We start from the raw sequence: 15,069 nt of genomic DNA, 5'->3' as shown, positions 1-15,069 counted from the left end.
GACCAGCGCAATTCCGTGCTGACCCAATGGCTGCACCACTACAACTGGCACCGCCCTCACATGGGGATCGGTGGCCAGCCACCTATTTCCAGAGTCCTGCTGAACAACGTGGTGGGTTTACACAGTTAGTCGACTGCTCTTTCACCGGCCGGGAAAATCCCGCGCTGCGCGCGAGAGTCGACTGACAGTCGACTCTACAGAGTCGCAGGTCACCGGATCTCGGAGATCTCCACGCCATCCAGGCCCTGTGACAGCGTGCGTGCGTCGCCGCCCTGGCTGAGCTTGATGCGCAGGCGCACTTCGTTCTGCGAATCGGCGTAACGCAGCGCGTCCTCGTAGCTGATCTCGCCGGCCTGGTACAGCTCGAACAGGCTCTGGTCGAAGGTCTTCATGCCCAGCTGGACCGAGTCCTTCATCACTTCCTTCAGCTTGTGGATCTCGCCGTCGCGGATGTAGTCCTGCACCAGCGGCGTGCCCAGCAGGATCTCCATCGCCACCTTGCGCGAGCGGCCATCGGGCGACGGCACCAGCTGCTGCGCGACCACGCCCTTGAGATTCAGCGACAGGTCCATCAGCAGCTGGTTGCGGCGATCTTCCGGGAAGAAGTTGACGATGCGGTCCATCGCCTGGTTGGCGTTGTTGGCATGCAGGGTGCACAGCACCAGGTGGCCGGTTTCGGCGAACGCGATGGCGTGGTCCATGCCTTCGCGGGTACGCACCTCACCGATCATGATCACGTCCGGCGCCTGGCGCAGGGTGTTCTTCAGCGCGGCTTCCCAGCTGTCGGTATCGATGCCGACTTCGCGCTGGGTGATGATGCAGCCCTCGTGCTTGTGCACGAATTCGATCGGATCTTCGATGGTGATGATGTGGCCGGTAGAGTTCTGGTTGCGGTAACCGATCATCGCCGCCAGCGAGGTCGATTTACCGGTACCGGTGGCACCGACGAACAGGATGATGCCGCGCTTGGTCATCGCCAGCGTCTTGATGATCGGCGGCAGGCTCAGTTCTTCCACCGTCGGAATGCGCGTCTCGATGCGACGCAGCACCATGCCGACCTGGTTGCGCTGGTAGAAGCAGCTGACGCGGAAGCGGCCGACACCGGACAGGCCGATGGCGAAGTTGCATTCGTGGGTCTTCTCGAATTCCTCGCGCTGCGCCGGGGTCATCACGTTGAGGACCAGGTCGCGGCTCTGCTGCGGCGTGAGCGGGGTCTGCGTGATCGGCGAGATCTTGCCGTTGACCTTCATCGCCGGCGGCATGCCCGCAGTGATGAACAGGTCCGAGGCGCGCTGGTGCGCCATCAGCTTGAGGAACGAAGTGAAATCGATGGTGGTCGCAGTGGTGTTCACGGCAGGCTCCCGGAAAGCGGTTTACCAGGTAACGGTCGGTGGAGGAAACAACACGGGAACAGCAGCGCACTGGCGCACGCTGCCCCGTTACTGCCCCGCCTTACTCGAACAGGCGCTTGTCCTTGGCGTACTCACGGGCCTGGTTTCGGGTGATCAGGCTGCGCTTGACCAGGTCCTGCAGGTGCTGGTCCAGGGTCATCATGCCGTACTGCTGGCCAGTCTGGATGGCCGAGTACATCTGCGCCACCTTGTCCTCGCGGATCAGGTTGCGGATGGCCGGGGTGCCGACCATGATTTCCCACGCTGCGGTACGACCGCCGCCAACCTTCTTCAGCAGCGCCTGCGAAATGACCGCACGCAACGACTCGGACAACATCGAGCGCACCATCGGCTTTTCGCCGGCCGGGAACACGTCGATGATGCGGTCGATGGTCTTGGCCGCCGAGCTGGTGTGCAGGGTGCCGAACACCAGGTGGCCGGTTTCCGCCGCGGTCAGTGCCAGGCGGATGGTTTCCAGGTCACGAAGTTCGCCCACCAGGATGATGTCCGGGTCCTCACGCAGCGCCGAGCGCAGTGCTTCATTGAAGCCATGCGTGTCGCGGTGCACTTCGCGTTGGTTGATCAGGCACTTCTGCGAGGTATGCACGAATTCGATCGGATCCTCGACGGTGAGGATGTGGCCGTATTCGTTCTTGTTGATGTAGTCGATCATCGCCGCCAGCGTGGTCGACTTGCCCGAACCGGTCGGGCCGGTCACCAGGATCAGGCCCTGCGGCTGCTGGATCACTTCGCGGAACAGCGGCGGGCAGGCCAGGTCCTCGAGGGTGAGCACCTCGGACGGAATGGTACGGAACACCGCACCGGCACCGCGGTTCTGGTTGAACGCGTTCACTCGGAAGCGCGCCAGCGACGGGATCTCGAAGGAGAAGTCCACTTCGAGGAATTCCTCGTAATCGCGGCGCTGCTTGTCGGACATGATGTCGTACACCAGCGCATGGACCTGCTTGTGGTCCAGGGCTGGGATGTTGATCCGGCGAACGTCGCCGTCGACGCGGATCATCGGCGGCAGGCCTGCGGACAGGTGCAGGTCGGACGCTTTGTTCTTAACGGAAAACGCCAGCAGTTCGGCGATATCCATGAGCGGCTACTCCCCAATAACGGCTTCGACTGGAAGGATCTTTCCCCGGGCGGCAGTATAGCCTCCTGATTCAACGGAACGCGTTACGTGGCCACTCCCCTGCCCCAGATCCTGAGCAACCTGCATGCCGCCGCCGAGGCCGCTGGCAGGCCCGACCCACGCCTGCTGGCAGTGTCCAAGACCCAGCCGGCCGAGGCCGTGGCTGCGCTGGCCGCGCAGGGCCAGCACGCCTTCGGCGAGAACTACGTGCAGGAGGCACTGGCCAAGATGCAGGCGCTGCAGCACCTGGCGCTGGAATGGCACCTGATCGGCCACCTGCAGTCGAACAAGGCCGAGGCCGTGGCCAGCCATTTCGACTGGGTGCAGAGCGTGGACCGCCCCAAGCTGGTAACCGCGCTGGCACGCCATCGGCCGGTCGCGCGAGGCCCGCTGAACGTGCTGATTCAGGTCAACATCGACAACGAATCGAGCAAGCATGGCTGTGCACCGGAAGAAGTGGATGCACTGGCCGCAGCGATTGCCGCCGAACCCACCCTGCGCCTGCGCGGACTGATGGCGATTCCCGCGCCATGGCCCGAAGCCGAGCGCCGTCGGGATGCATTCGTGCGCATGCGCACACTTTTCCAGTCGCAGGCTGCCCAACACGCGCAGATCGACACGCTGTCGATGGGCATGAGCAGCGACTACGCCGAAGCCATCGCCGAGGGCGCCACCCTGGTGCGCATCGGCACCGCCCTGTTCGGCGCGCGCCCGCGCCCGGCCTGATTTTTCAAGGAGACTTCCATGGCAGCTGATTCCATCACCTTCATCGGCGGCGGCAACATGGCGCGCAGCCTGATCGCCGGCCTGATCCGCCAGGGCGTGCCGGCCCCGCACATCCACGTCGCCGAACCGGTGGCCGAACTGCGCCAGGCGCTGGCCGCCGACTTCGGCGTGCAGGTGCATGACAACACGAGCGATGCCGCCGCGCAGGGTGGCACCTGGCTGCTGGCGGTGAAGCCGCAGGTGCTGCGCGAAGTCTGCCAGTCTCTGCAGGCGCTGGCACAGGCGAGCCGACCGCTGGTGGTGTCGATTGCCGCCGGCATCACCAGTGCGCAGCTGCAGCGTTGGCTGGGGGGCGACCTGGCAGTGGTGCGCGCGATGCCGAACACCCCTGCCCTGCTCGGCGCAGGTGTGACCGGCCTGTTCGCCACACCGTCGGTGGACACGCAGCAGCACGCGCGGGCCGAGCAGGTGCTGGCCAGTGCTGGGCGCACGGTGTGGATCGACAGCGAGGGGCTGATGGATTCAGTGACTGCCGTTTCCGGCAGCGGCCCGGCCTATGTGTTCCTGCTGGCCGAAGCGATGGAAGCGGCGGGTATTGCCCAGGGCCTGCCGGCCGACGCCGCGCGCACGCTGGTGGTGCAGACCCTGCTGGGCGCCTCACGCATGCTGGATGAGGCTGGCGAAAGCCCGGCGGAACTGCGCCGCCGCGTGACCTCGCCCAACGGCACCACCCAGGCCGCGATCGAGAGCTTCCAGGCCGGTGGCTTCGAGGCCCTGGTGGATACGGCACTGCGCGCTGCGCAGGTGCGTGGGCAGGAACTGTCTGCGGCGAATGATTGATCCCGATGTGTGCCGACCAACGGTCGGCACCTACCATCATCCACGCATGGCGTGGATGCTCATTGCCCCAACGTGGTCATGACGAAATCGACGAAGCACTGCAACCGCGGGCGCGGCCTGCGGTCGGGCAGGTAGATCAGGTGCATCGGCCGCGGTTCGGGCAGGTAGTCGCGCAGCAGCGGCTTCAACCGCCCTGCTGCAATCTCCCCGGCCAGCAGTGCGGTCGGCTGCAGCACCAGTCCGGCCCCGGCCACGGCGGCTTCGCGCAGTGCAACACCATCATTGCAGGTCAGGCGCGCTTCCCAGTCCACCTGTTCACCGTTGGCCAGCTGCCAGCCGTGGCCACCGCGCCAGGCCAGATGGCTCAGGCAGTCATGCCCTTCCAGATCGGCGGGCGTACGCGGCGTGCCGCGCCGGCGCAGGTAGGACGGCGCCGCGCACAGGCTCATCGCATACGGTGGCAGCGGCCGCGCCACCACCTCCTGCGACGGCAGCGGCCCGACCCGGATCGCCACGTCGAAGCCGTCCTCGATCAGATCCACACGGCGGTTGCTCAGATCCAGTTCGACGTTCAGCTGCGGCTGCGCGCGCAGCAGGCCGGCCAGTTGTGGCGCCAGCACGCAGCTGCCCCAGGTGGTGGGTGCGCTGACCCGCAGCAGCCCGCGCGGTTGCACCTGCAGTCCAGCCACGTCGGCCTCGGCCTGCTGCACCTGCTCCAGCACCTGCCGGCACCCGGCCAGGTAGGCGCTGCCGGCTTCGGTCAGGCGCTGACGGCGGGTGTTCCGTTGCAGCACCGCGGTGCCCAGGTGCGCCTCCAGCTGCTGGATGTACTTGCCGACCATCACCGCCGAGACCTGCAACTGTTCAGCGGCCCCTGCAAAGCTGCCGCACTCGGCTACCGCGACGAAAGCCTGCATGCAGCGAAGGGTATCCATTGCTAATCCAGAGTTAGGAATCCGCAAAGCATACGCCGCTTACCTAACCCCGCTGTGACGGCGCAGACTGCGCTTACTCCCTCACGCAAGGAACGGCCATGAAGATCCTCCTCGTTGGTGCCAGCGGCACCCTCGGCCAGGCAGTCGCCCGCCAGCTCGGACAACAGCATCAGATTCTCGCCGCCGGCCGCAACAGTGGCGAACTGCGCGTGGACCTGACCGACGACGCCAGCGTCGCCGAACTGTTCTCGCGTACCGGCCCGGTTGATGCGGTGATTTCCACCGCCGGCAAGCTGCACTTCGGTCCGCTGCAGGACATGACGCCGGCGCAGTTCAACCTCGGCCTGCAGGACAAGCTGCTGGGCCAGGTGCGGCTGGCCCTGGCGGCGCAGCACCATCTCAACGCCGGCGGCTCGATCACCCTGACCAGCGGCATCGTCAGTGCACAGCCGATCCGCGATGGCGTCAACGCCACCTCGGTGAATGCCGCGCTGGAAGGCTTCGTGCGTGCCGCCGCGTTGGAACTGCTGCCGCGTGGCCTGCGCATCAACGTGGTCAGCCCGACCGTGCTGATCGAATCGATGGCGGCCTACGCACCCTATTTCCCGGGCTTTGAAGCGGTGAGCGCGCAGCGCGCGGCGCTGGCCTTCCAGCGTGCAGTGGAAGGCATCCAGAGCGGCGAGACGATCACGGTCTGGTAAGAAAGAAGGGACGGAGGGGATCAAGTCGTCAATGCACAAACGACATAATCCCCTCCGTCCCCTTTTCGCGGGTCATTCCCAGCGCATCGGGCCGTCGCCGCGTTCGCCAAGCACATCCCCCGGGTTGGCCAGGCGGCAGCGCTGCAGCGACAGGCAGCCGCAGCCGATGCAGCCGGTGAGCTCATCGCGCAGCAGTTGCAGCATGTGGATGCGCTCCTCCAGCTCGGTGCGCCAGCGCGCGGACAGCCTGGCCCAGTCGGCCTTGGTCGGTGCGCGCCCCTCGGGCAGGCTTTCGAAGGCACGGCCGACCGCTTCCAGCGGCATGCCCACGCGCTGCGCAACGCGGATCACGGCCAGCCGGCGCAGCACGTCGCGGCTGTAGCGGCGCTGGTTGCCCGAGGTGCGCAGGCTGCTGATCAGCCCCTTGCGCTCGTAGAAATGCAGCGCGGAAACCGCCACGCCACTGCGCTGGGCGACTTCGCCCACGCTCAGTTCCTGGGACACCATTGCTTGACCTCAACTGCTGTTGAGGTGTCATGCTGCTATCTTCGCCGCCAGTTGACAAGCGCGGCCCGCATCTGACCCGTATGACCCCGACCCTCTCGCCCGCCGCCGCCCACCTGCCGGCCGACACCTCGATCCTGTCCGCACGCTATCGCGCGACCACCCTCGGCATGGTCGCGCTGGTCGCGCTGCACGCCTTCGAGGCATTGGCCGTTGCGGCCGCGATGCCCACCGTGGCCGAGGCGCTGGATGGCCTGCGCCTGTACGCACTGGCCTTCGGCGGTACCCTGGCCACCAGCGTGATCGGCATGACCCTGGCCGGGCGCTGGGCCGATCACCATGGTCCGGCACGGCCGCTCTGGTACGGATTGGCCTGCTTCGTGCTGGGCCTGTTGCTGGCCGGCTTTGCGATGCGCATGGGCATGCTGGTGGCGGGACGCCTGCTGCAGGGCCTGGGTGCGGGTGCGATGTCGGTCTCGCTGTACGTGATGGTCGGCCGCAGCTACCCGGAGCACCTGCGGCCGAAGGTGTTCGCCGCCTTCTCGGCCGGCTGGGTGGTGCCTTCGATGGTCGGCCCGGCGTTGAGCGGCCTGATCGTGCAGCACCTGGGCTGGCGCTGGGTGTTCCTGGCGGTGCCATTGCTGGCGGTTCCGGCAGGCCTGCTGCTGCGCCCCGCGCTGGCACGCATGCAGCCCCGTCCCCCCGGCACCGCCGACGATGGACGCGGCAAGGTGGTGCGCTGGGCCAGCGGCGCCTCGCTGGCCGCGTTGCTGCTGTACTTCGGCGGTCAGCAACCGGCCCTGCCTGCCCTGCTCTGCATCGGTGTGGCGGTGCTGGCGCTGCTGTTCTGCGTACATCGACTGCTTCCGCCCGGAACACTGATCCTGCGCCGTGGCCTGCCCAGCGTGATCGCGCTGCGTGGCATCGCGGCAGCCGCCTTCTTCGCCTGCGAGGCCTACCTGCCACTGCTGCTGCAGCGCGAACGTGGCCTTTCGCCCAGCTGGGCCGGTGCCGTACTCAGTCTCGGTGCGCTGGGCTGGTTCGCCGGCTCGTGGCTGCAGGGCCACCAGCAGCGTGGCTGGTCACGCCAGCAGCTGCTGCGCGCCGGCACGATGATGATGACGGTCGGCATCGCCGCCACGCTGGCCGTGCTGTTCAACGCGGTGCCACTGCCGGTGTCGCTGCTCGGCTGGGCCGTGACCGGCTTCGGCATGGGCATGATCTACGCCAGCCTGTCGGTGTTGACGCTGTCGTTGTCGGCGCCGCGGGAGCAAGGTGCCAACACCTCGGCACTGCAGCTGAGCGAGGCCCTGTCGGTGACCACCGCGCTGGCGGCCTCCGGCGCATTGTTCGCATTGTTCGTGGAAAGCAGCCCGCACACCGGCTACCTGCTGTGCCTGACCATCACCTTCGGCCTTGCGCTGTTGGCCACGGTGATCGCGCGACGGGTGTAGGCCGCCGCATTACGGTAGTGCCGGCCGCTGGCCGGCAACCTCCGCGCACGCGGGAATCCCATGATGGTGACGGCCAGCGGCCGGCATTACCGCGTACCGGCCCCCACATCATCGATGTCCCGATGCAGGATGCGCCGCACTTCCAGCACCGCCTGCGGGGTCTCCTGCACGCTGTGGCCGGAAATGATCACCTTCTCGGACAATGCACCCGGCAGGTGCGCACTCCAGTACGGCACCAGCCCGTCATCGGATTTGTCCACCGGCAGTTCCGGTTTGCGCTGGGCGATGATCGAGTGGTACTTCAGGCCCGCTTCGATCGGCAGCTGTGCGGCGGCCTTCACGAACGGATCGCTGGCCTTGAGGTTGTCGATGCTGTTCGGAATCTTCGGCTTGGCCGTGCCATCGACCTGCTGTTCGGCCTGCGCCAGTGCCAGGAACACATCCTCGAATTTTCCGAGGATGGTCAGCGGCAGGCGTACCAGGCGACCGATCAGGCGCCCGACCTTGTTGCCGGCAATGTCGGTGCCCTGGTGCGGCGCGGCGATGAAGATCGCACGCTCCACGTTCGGCTGCGCCTTGAAATGCAGCAGCGGCCCCAGCTTGTTCTGCACCCGCTTCAGGCGCTCGCCCTTCAGGTCGTAGTTGGCCAGCAGGTCATTCCACAGTACGTCGCCCGAGTCACTGACCAGCAGGCGCGCCAGCACGCCGCCCATGCTGTGGCCGATGTAGACCATGTCCTTCGATGCACGCGTGCTGCCGTTGGGATCGAAGTGCTTCAGCGTGTCGTTGAACGCATTGGCGATCTCGTAGCGGTTCAACGCGATCGGCGCATTGGTCGGGTAGTACACCTGCCACACCTGGAACTGCTGGCGCAGCTCGGGGTCGCCCATGATCTCGTTGGCCAGGTTCACCCAGGCTTCCGGGCTGCTGGCCAGGCCGTGCAGCATGAAGATAATGCGACGATTCGGGTCCCACGGCTGCATCAGGTAGATGTGCGGTTCGCCGATGCCCTCGCTCATGCCGAACAGGGTGCGCAGCGATTGCCGGGCGAAACCGCTCTGCGCCAGCCACAGGCCATAGGCGGCGGTGAAGTTGCCGGCAAGCGGCACCTGCTCGCCATGCAGGGTGATGCGCTCGGTGGCTTCGGGCGAATAAGCGTCCAGCTCGACCCGGCGCGTACGCATCACATCGTCCAGGTTGCTGCCCTCGAAGCGCAGCAGTGCGGTGACGTTGATCGAGGACATCTCGCTGAACTCGGGCACCGAATCGTCATGGCGATGACGGCGGCCACGGCGTGCGTCGTCCTCATCCTCCTGCGGCGCCTCGGCCTTGGGGCCCTCGGGTGCGATCACCGGTGCAACCAGCTTCGGCGGGTCCATCACCATCACCAGCTCGGCACCGAAGCCATCGCGGCGATAGGTACTGCGCAGGCCGACGAAGCTGACCGTGCCGGCCGGCACCAGCTGCGCGGGAATGCTCTTCAGGTTCAGCTGCTGGTAGTTGGAGGCCAGCGACCAGCTGCCGACCGTGAGCGGCTTCGTGTAATCCTCGCCGGCCAGCGCAGCGGCGCGTGCGCGCACGAACAGCACCACTGCCGCCTTCTCGGCCGCGTAGTTGTAGTAGTCGCGCACCTGCGTCTGGCGGTCCTCGAAGGCACGGTCGGACGGTGAGCGGCCGCTGTAGAACAGGTAGGCATAGGCATAGCGCGCCGCTTCCAGCCAGGCATCCAATGCCGCATCGCTCATCGGCGGATCGCCGGCAGCCGTCTTCTTCGGCGTCATCGCCAGCGCGGCCTTCACCCACAGTTCGGACAGCGCCGACAACCGCTGCTCGACATTGAGGTCGTCGGTCATCAGCAGCGTGCTGCGGCAGACCAGGAAGTCCTTTTCGCACTGCGACTCGTCCAGGCCTGCCGCGCTGAGCGTTTCGCGCGCGGCCGGGCTGAGCTTGCCCGTGTTGAGCACGTCGGCACGCTTGTTGACCAGCGAATCGCTGGACTTGACCTGCTTGACGGTAACCATCGCGCAACCGCTGCTACCCAGCAGCAGGAAGGCAGCGAACAACACCGGCAGCAGGCGCTGCCAGCGGCGTGGGAGGAATCGGGTCATTACTGCGGGTCCTGCTCGGTGCCGGGCACGCCCTGGCGGATTACGGTGGAGAAGTGGTCGCCGCTGCCCAGGTCCAGCGCACGCTGGGTGATGCGGCCCTTGTCATGCAGCTCGGCGTACGGCACACCTGGAGCGAGCGCGCCGACCTCCTGCGCGTACTCGGCCAGGTAACCGGACAGCAGCAGGCGGTAATCCAGCGGCAGACGCGGTGCGATGTGCCGGGCCAGGTCGAAGACGATGGTGGTGCAGTTGCTGGTCAGCGTGTTGTAGAAGCCGGGCTTGGCATCCAGTTCGCGGGCCTGCGCGATGTACGCAGCGAACAGTTCCTTCAGCTGTGCGCGGTTCATGCCATGCAGGCGGTAGAGATAGACGTCCTCGCCGCGCGCGTTGGTGCGGGTGCGGATGATGTCGGTCTCCTCCGAAGCTACCAGGGTCATCTCGAACTTGCGGAAGAAGCCACCCAGCGCCGAGAACGATTCACCGCGCTCCTTGCGGATCTCCAGCGAGAACACCACGTGGCGACCGTCCTCGAAACCAAACGAGATCAGGGTGTGGGCGATGGCCGGGCCCATCCAGTACGACAGCACCAGATCGGCCGAGCGCAACTGGTCCAGGTCGTACTCGCGGCGCACCCAGCGGGCGTCGTAGTCGGTTTCGCTGCGCCAGCTGAAGTCACGTACGTTGTCCAGCACGACGTGGCGGCCATCGAAGGACACCACGTGCAGGCGCTGGGCCACGTCATCGGCCCACACGCGGTCCTGGCGCGGGGTCAGCAGCAGCCACCACAGGCCGGCCAGCGCCAGCGATGCCCCGAACGCCAGGCCCAGGCGGCACGAGACACGGCCCCGCGCGACCCGCCACGACGCCCACAGCGCTACCAGCAGCCACAGCCCGGCGACGCCGGTGGCCAGCCAGCCCGGCCCCGGCAACTGATAGGCCAGCAGCCCGGTCACCCACAGCGCCAGCAGCGCCGTGGCACTTCCCGTCATCCATCGTCCTGCGGCTTTCACTGGCATCCTGTCGCGGTCCTGAAGCCGCATAGTTAGCCACAAGCGGGTTCACCGTGGCATCTACGGCCCGTTCAGGCACACCGGCGCACCGTCTGCGGCGGCCCCCGCGGCCAGACGGATCACACAGGAGCAATGATGGGCATCACTTCCGTGGCCGGCGTTCCGGTCCAACCCCAGCACCGCGCAACCTGCCACTGCGGCACCGTCGAGCTGCTGCTGGACCTGCCGGACGGCATCGTCGATCCCCGCCGCTGCGACTGTTCGATGTGCCGGCGCCGGGGCGCCATCGCCGCCAGCGTCCCCCGCCAGGGCCTGCAGGTGCTGCGCGGGCAGAACCACCTGCAGATGTACCAGTTCAACACCCATGTGGCCGAGCACTACTTCTGTGGCGTGTGCGGCATCTACACCCATCACCGGCGCCGCTCCAACCCCGACCAGTACGGCTACAACGTGGCCTGCCTGGAAGGCATCGACCCGTTCGCGTTGGGGGTGATCCCGGTCAGCGATGGGGTCAACCACCCATCAGACCGCACCGGCTAGTGGCGCGTGCGCCGTGGCGGCGTGGCCACCTTCTGCCAGGGCGCCATGCCGCTGCGCCCCGCCCGCGCCGGGCGTTTCAGCCAGGGCCGGCGCGGCGGTGCCGGTGGCGCATCCGCGGCCGGGGGAGGAAGCGGTCGACGGCCAGGCCAGAGATGATCGAGCAGCCACATGGCAGGTCTCCGTGGGGGACGGGGACGACCAAGGCTAGGCCCGGGTGGGCATAGGCAGCGTGAGCGGGACACGACAACGGGATGACGGCGAAGGCGGGCGATGAGCCTGCTACGCAGTACGCCCGACCAACGCGTCTTTACGTTTCCGCAGCAACAGGTGCAACAACGCAGCACATGCGGCGGTCAGCAGCGCCAGTACACGCAGCAGTGTTGCCAGCGCCTCACTACTGGCGTGCTGCAGCTGCATGCGGCTCATCGCCGGTAGCAGTGCCTGCGCCTGTTCCCGCGCCCCCGTGGCCAGATAGGCACCGGCACGCGCCAGCGATGCCGGCGACGCGCCCTGCAGCTGATGGCCGATCAGCAGCGCAAGCAAGGCAGTGACTGCGGCCAATGCGATGCCCTCACCGGCTACACGCACGGTCCCGAAGATGCCGGCGGCCATGCCCGCACGCTGTACCGGCACCACGCTGACCGACAGCCCATCCATCAGCCCCCATGGCAAGGCCGTCCCTGCACCGACCAGCATCAGCCACGGCACCCACTGCGAAGGCGACGGCTGCGATGCATGGCGCGACAACAGGTACAGGCCAGAGGCACAGACCAGCAGTCCCAACGTGCACAGCCGCGCACTTCCAACGCGCTCCGCCCAGCGCGCAGCCAGCATCGGCAGCACCAGCATCGGCGCGGACAGGGCCAGCATCTGCAGCCCCACCAGGGTCGCGCTCTGTCCGTGCACACCCAGCAGCTGCAGAGGCAATACCACCAGCAGCACCACGTAGCCGAAGCAGGTCGCCACCGGCAGCAGCTGGACACCGAAGAACGCCGGTTGCGAGAACAACGAGAGGTCCAGCAGGGGTGAGCGGTGCAGCCGTTCGATGCAGACGAATACCCCTCCCAGCATCAGCGTCGCCAACAGCGCCAGTTGCACACGCACGGTATGCAGGCCGAACTCGCCCAGCCACAGCAGGGCCAGGGTCAACGCTGCCAGCATCAGGCTGAAGCCCAGCATGCCGCCGACATCCAGCCGCCCGCGTTCACCATGGCTTTCGGGCAGCACACGCGCGCCCAGTACGAAGGCGGCCAATGTCAGCACACCGCTGACGGCGAACACGCTGCGCCATCCCAATGCCTGCAGCAGCAGACCCGCAAGCAGCGGCCCCAGCGCCAACCCCGCACCGAATGTGGCGCCCAGCAGGGCGAACACACGGCCACGCATCGGCCCCTGCCAAGCATGCGCGAGCGCAGCCGTGCCGGACGCCAACGCCGCTGCGGCGGCAACGCCCTGCAGCCCGCGCGCCAGATCCAGCCACAGCAGCGTGGGCGCGAGGCAGACGACGATCGTGGCGACGGTGAAGCCTGCCGTGCCCAGCAGGAACAACCGCCGCCGGCCATAGCGGTCGGCCAGGCCACCGGCAGCGAGCAGCAGGCTGCCGAAGGTGAGCATGAAGGCATTGGTCACCCAGGCCAGCACGCTCGGCGACGACGTCACGGAACGGGCCAGCGCGGGCACCGCGACCGCACCGGCCGAGAAGGACAACGGCAACGCCAGTGCGGCCAGGCAGACGGCAAGCAGGGTCCAGCGCTGCTGCGTCTGGACAGGTACAGGGAGCATCGAAACCGGGGCCATGCGGGCCTCCATCCATCAGGGGCATTGATGATGGACAGGCCGCTATCCCTGAAAAACAGGCTCGATGGACGTTGATTGCGTCCAGATGTTCCGTAATCATATCCCGCATGGACTCCATTTCTGCCCTGCTCGCCTTCGTCCGCACCGCGGAGGCTGGCAGCATCGTCGGTGCTGCGCGTGTACTCGGCCTGTCCGCGTCGGCGGTCGGCAAGCGCATCGCCCGTCTTGAACAGGAGCTCGGCACCCGCCTGTTCCAACGCACCACCCGCCGCGTGCATCTCACCGACGAAGGCGAACTGCTGCTGCAGCGCTGCCGGCGTGCACTGGACGAGCTTTCCGAAGCACAGGCGGACCTGGCGCAGCGACAGCAAGCCCCCAGCGGGCTGCTGCGCATCGGCCTGCCCACCATCGGGTACCGCTTCCTGCTGCCGGTGCTGCCCGGCTTCCAGCAACGCTATCCGCAGGTGCAGCTGGAACTGGACTTCAACGACCGCATCGTCGATGTGGTCAGCGAAGGCCTGGACGCGGTGATACGCAGTGGTGAACTGGCCGATTCCAGCCTGACCGCACGGCGACTGGGCGGCTTTCGTTTCATCCTCTGTGCGGCGCCAGCCTATCTGCAGGCGCATGGCACGCCCGGTGATGTGGGCGAGCTGCGCCTGCATACCGCGCTGCGTTTCCGTTACCCCACCACCGGAAAGCTGCATCCGTGGCAGCTGCCGGGCATCGAAGGCGATGCGGGGGCACGCCTTCCCACGGCGATGACCTGCAACAACATGGAGGCCGTGCTGGCCGCTGCGATCGGTTGCATGGGCGTGGCCTGGATGCCTGACTTCCTCGCTGCTGACGCACTGGCCGATGGCCGCCTGCAACGGGTGCTGCCTGCACTGCCCACGCACCAGGGGCAGTTCTCGCTGCTATGGCCCGGTGGGCGCCATCCCAGTGCACGCCTGCGGGTGTTCATCGACTACGCCGTTGCGCATCTGTTCCAGGGCGACAAGGCGTAGCGGGTCCACAGAATCAGTTGGTGCCCGCCGTCTGCAGGAAATTGCGCAGCACCGGCGACGGCTGTTCCGGCTGCATGCAGAACGGCAGGTCGAAACGCGCTGCTTCGTCCTCCAGCACGCGATAGACGATCTCCTGCGGGCGGAAGCTGGCCATGCTGGCCGGGACGATCGCCACGCCGGCGTCCACCGCCACCAGCGACAACACCGCGTGCATGCCCTGCGCTTCCTGCACCACGCGCGGGGTGAACCCCGCCGCGGTGCACAGGCCCAGCACCTGTGCATGGAAGCCGATGCCCTCGCCCGCCGGCCATGAAACGAACGATTCGTCGGCCAGCATATCCACACTGACCTCCGGCGCGTCGGCCAGCGCGTGAGCGCGCGGCAGCGCAATCGCCAGGCGGTCGTGGTCGAAGTCGTGCAGCACCAGCTCGGCGGCGGGAATCGGTGGAATCAGCACGCCGACGTCGATGCGCTGCTCACGCAGCCACAACTGCTGCTGGCGTGATGTGGCTTCCTGCAGATGCAGCTGAACGTGCGGGTAAATCTGGCGAAAGCGGCGGATCAAACCTGGCAGGCGGCCATACAGCGCACTGCCGACATAGCCTACGCGCAGGCTACCGGACTGTCCGGCAGCAGCTTCGCGCGTGCGCTGCAATGCCTGCTCGGCCTGCTGCAGCGTTGCCCGCGCCTCCACCAGCAAGGTCTGCCCGGCCACGGTCAGGCCCAGCGTGCGGTTTCCACGCACGATCAGTTCACTTCCGAGCTCGTCTTCCAGCCGTCGTATCGCCGCCGTCAGCGGCGGCTGTGACATGTGCAGGCGGGCGGCGGCGCGGTGGAAATGCAGTTCTTCGGCCACGGCGACATACTGGCGAAGCAGGCGCAGGTCGATCATCTCAAAGCAGGCAGTGGGAACCCGCC

Annotated in this window: 14 protein-coding genes and 1 pseudogene; 7 read left to right on the top strand and 8 right to left on the bottom strand. The window is 67.0% G+C overall.

Annotation, left to right across the window (positions count from 1 at the left end; genetic code table 11):
• The coding region (locus AC5P60_RS19150) for an integrase core domain-containing protein (protein ID WP_141097864.1) at positions 1-129 on the top strand (129 nt) is incomplete at its 5' end.
• 80 nt (positions 130-209) lie between these two features.
• Here the strand turns inward: AC5P60_RS19150 and AC5P60_RS19145 are convergent.
• Positions 210-1,352 (bottom strand): PilT/PilU family type 4a pilus ATPase, encoded by a 1,143-nt coding sequence (locus tag AC5P60_RS19145; RefSeq protein ID WP_005408369.1) that lies wholly within the window; start codon positions 1,350-1,352, stop codon positions 210-212.
• 100 nt (positions 1,353-1,452) lie between these two features.
• Positions 1,453-2,490 (bottom strand): type IV pilus twitching motility protein PilT, encoded by a 1,038-nt coding sequence (locus tag AC5P60_RS19140; RefSeq protein ID WP_004147099.1) that lies wholly within the window; start codon positions 2,488-2,490, stop codon positions 1,453-1,455.
• Between the two features lie 87 nt (positions 2,491-2,577).
• Here AC5P60_RS19140 and AC5P60_RS19135 point away from each other — a divergent pair, with 87 nt between their 5' ends.
• The gene (locus AC5P60_RS19135) at positions 2,578-3,255 is read left to right on the top strand and encodes a YggS family pyridoxal phosphate-dependent enzyme (RefSeq protein ID WP_483693905.1); all 678 of its coding nucleotides are present in this window, start codon (positions 2,578-2,580) and stop codon (positions 3,253-3,255) included.
• An 18-nt stretch (positions 3,256-3,273) separates the two neighbouring features.
• A complete protein-coding gene (gene proC / locus AC5P60_RS19130; RefSeq protein WP_483693904.1) occupies positions 3,274-4,095 on the top strand; it encodes a pyrroline-5-carboxylate reductase in 822 nt (273 codons plus the stop codon).
• A gap of 59 nt (positions 4,096-4,154) precedes the next feature.
• Here the strand turns inward: proC and AC5P60_RS19125 are convergent, their stop codons facing one another.
• Entirely contained in the window at positions 4,155-5,030 is an 876-nt protein-coding gene (locus AC5P60_RS19125; protein ID WP_005412485.1) for a LysR family transcriptional regulator, read from the bottom strand.
• A gap of 77 nt (positions 5,031-5,107) precedes the next feature.
• Between AC5P60_RS19125 and AC5P60_RS19120 the strand changes: the two are divergent.
• Positions 5,108-5,731: pseudogene (locus AC5P60_RS19120) on the top strand (short chain dehydrogenase); the annotation flags it as partial.
• A 72-nt stretch (positions 5,732-5,803) separates the two neighbouring features.
• Here the strand turns inward: AC5P60_RS19120 and soxR are convergent.
• Positions 5,804-6,238 (bottom strand): redox-sensitive transcriptional activator SoxR, encoded by a 435-nt coding sequence (gene soxR, locus AC5P60_RS19115; protein WP_005412484.1) that lies wholly within the window; start codon positions 6,236-6,238, stop codon positions 5,804-5,806.
• Positions 6,239-6,267: 29 nt separating this feature from the next.
• Here soxR and AC5P60_RS19110 point away from each other — a divergent pair, with 29 nt between their 5' ends.
• Positions 6,268-7,689: an MFS transporter gene (locus AC5P60_RS19110; protein ID WP_483693903.1), complete on the top strand. Its 1,422-nt coding sequence runs from the start codon at positions 6,268-6,270 to the stop codon at positions 7,687-7,689.
• Between the two features lie 86 nt (positions 7,690-7,775).
• On the opposite strand, the gene AC5P60_RS19105 is transcribed toward AC5P60_RS19110, so the two are convergent.
• Both AC5P60_RS19105 and AC5P60_RS19100 read right to left on the bottom strand, forming a co-directional pair.
• Positions 7,776-9,797, bottom strand: a complete 2,022-nt coding sequence (locus AC5P60_RS19105; protein WP_005408362.1) for an esterase/lipase family protein — start codon at positions 9,795-9,797, stop codon at positions 7,776-7,778.
• The gene (locus AC5P60_RS19100) at positions 9,797-10,786 is read right to left on the bottom strand and encodes an Lnb N-terminal periplasmic domain-containing protein (RefSeq protein WP_495201803.1); all 990 of its coding nucleotides are present in this window, start codon (positions 10,784-10,786) and stop codon (positions 9,797-9,799) included. The genes AC5P60_RS19105 and AC5P60_RS19100 overlap by 1 nt, the downstream gene beginning before the upstream one ends.
• Before the next feature lie 156 nt (positions 10,787-10,942).
• Here AC5P60_RS19100 and AC5P60_RS19095 point away from each other — a divergent pair, with 156 nt between their 5' ends.
• Complete coding sequence (locus AC5P60_RS19095; protein ID WP_033834825.1) at positions 10,943-11,347, top strand: GFA family protein; 405 nt, start codon at positions 10,943-10,945, stop codon at positions 11,345-11,347.
• 279 nt (positions 11,348-11,626) lie between these two features.
• Here the strand turns inward: AC5P60_RS19095 and AC5P60_RS19090 are convergent, their stop codons facing one another.
• A complete protein-coding gene (locus AC5P60_RS19090; protein ID WP_483693900.1) occupies positions 11,627-13,144 on the bottom strand; it encodes an MFS transporter in 1,518 nt (505 codons plus the stop codon).
• A 107-nt stretch (positions 13,145-13,251) separates the two neighbouring features.
• Here AC5P60_RS19090 and AC5P60_RS19085 point away from each other — a divergent pair, with 107 nt between their 5' ends.
• Positions 13,252-14,151, top strand: coding sequence for a LysR family transcriptional regulator (locus AC5P60_RS19085; RefSeq protein WP_483693899.1), 900 nt, complete (start codon positions 13,252-13,254; stop codon positions 14,149-14,151).
• 13 nt (positions 14,152-14,164) lie between these two features.
• Here AC5P60_RS19085 and AC5P60_RS19080 read toward each other — a convergent pair whose 3' ends face one another.
• On the bottom strand, positions 14,165-15,043 hold the full coding sequence (locus tag AC5P60_RS19080) for a LysR family transcriptional regulator (RefSeq protein WP_483693898.1): 879 nt from the start codon (positions 15,041-15,043) through the stop codon (positions 14,165-14,167).
• Between the last annotated feature and the right edge of the window lie 26 nt (positions 15,044-15,069).

It is taken from the genome of Stenotrophomonas sp. YJH_SMC_120 (assembly GCF_059368675.1).
The sequence above is the reverse complement of the archived record's forward strand: the minus strand, read 5'-3'. Positions and strand labels throughout refer to the sequence as shown.

Bases quoted from the DNA above. Each gene is read 5' to 3' on its own strand.
- AC5P60_RS19085 (WP_483693899.1), top strand. From the start codon at position 13,252: ATGGACTCCATTTCTGCCCTGCTCGCCTTCGTCCGCACCGCGGAGGCT.
- AC5P60_RS19100 (WP_495201803.1), bottom strand. From the start codon at position 10,786: ATGACGGGAAGTGCCACGGCGCTGCTGGCGCTGTGGGTGACCGGGCTG.
- AC5P60_RS19090 (WP_483693900.1), bottom strand. From the start codon at position 13,144: ATGGCCCCGGTTTCGATGCTCCCTGTACCTGTCCAGACGCAGCAGCGC.
- AC5P60_RS19105 (WP_005408362.1), bottom strand. From the start codon at position 9,797: ATGACCCGATTCCTCCCACGCCGCTGGCAGCGCCTGCTGCCGGTGTTG.
- AC5P60_RS19095 (WP_033834825.1), top strand. From the start codon at position 10,943: ATGGGCATCACTTCCGTGGCCGGCGTTCCGGTCCAACCCCAGCACCGC.
- AC5P60_RS19110 (WP_483693903.1), top strand. From the start codon at position 6,268: ATGCTGCTATCTTCGCCGCCAGTTGACAAGCGCGGCCCGCATCTGACC.
- AC5P60_RS19125 (WP_005412485.1), bottom strand. From the start codon at position 5,030: ATGGATACCCTTCGCTGCATGCAGGCTTTCGTCGCGGTAGCCGAGTGC.
- AC5P60_RS19080 (WP_483693898.1), bottom strand. From the start codon at position 15,043: ATGATCGACCTGCGCCTGCTTCGCCAGTATGTCGCCGTGGCCGAAGAA.
- soxR (WP_005412484.1), bottom strand. From the start codon at position 6,238: ATGGTGTCCCAGGAACTGAGCGTGGGCGAAGTCGCCCAGCGCAGTGGC.
- AC5P60_RS19140 (WP_004147099.1), bottom strand. From the start codon at position 2,490: ATGGATATCGCCGAACTGCTGGCGTTTTCCGTTAAGAACAAAGCGTCC.
- proC (WP_483693904.1), top strand. From the start codon at position 3,274: ATGGCAGCTGATTCCATCACCTTCATCGGCGGCGGCAACATGGCGCGC.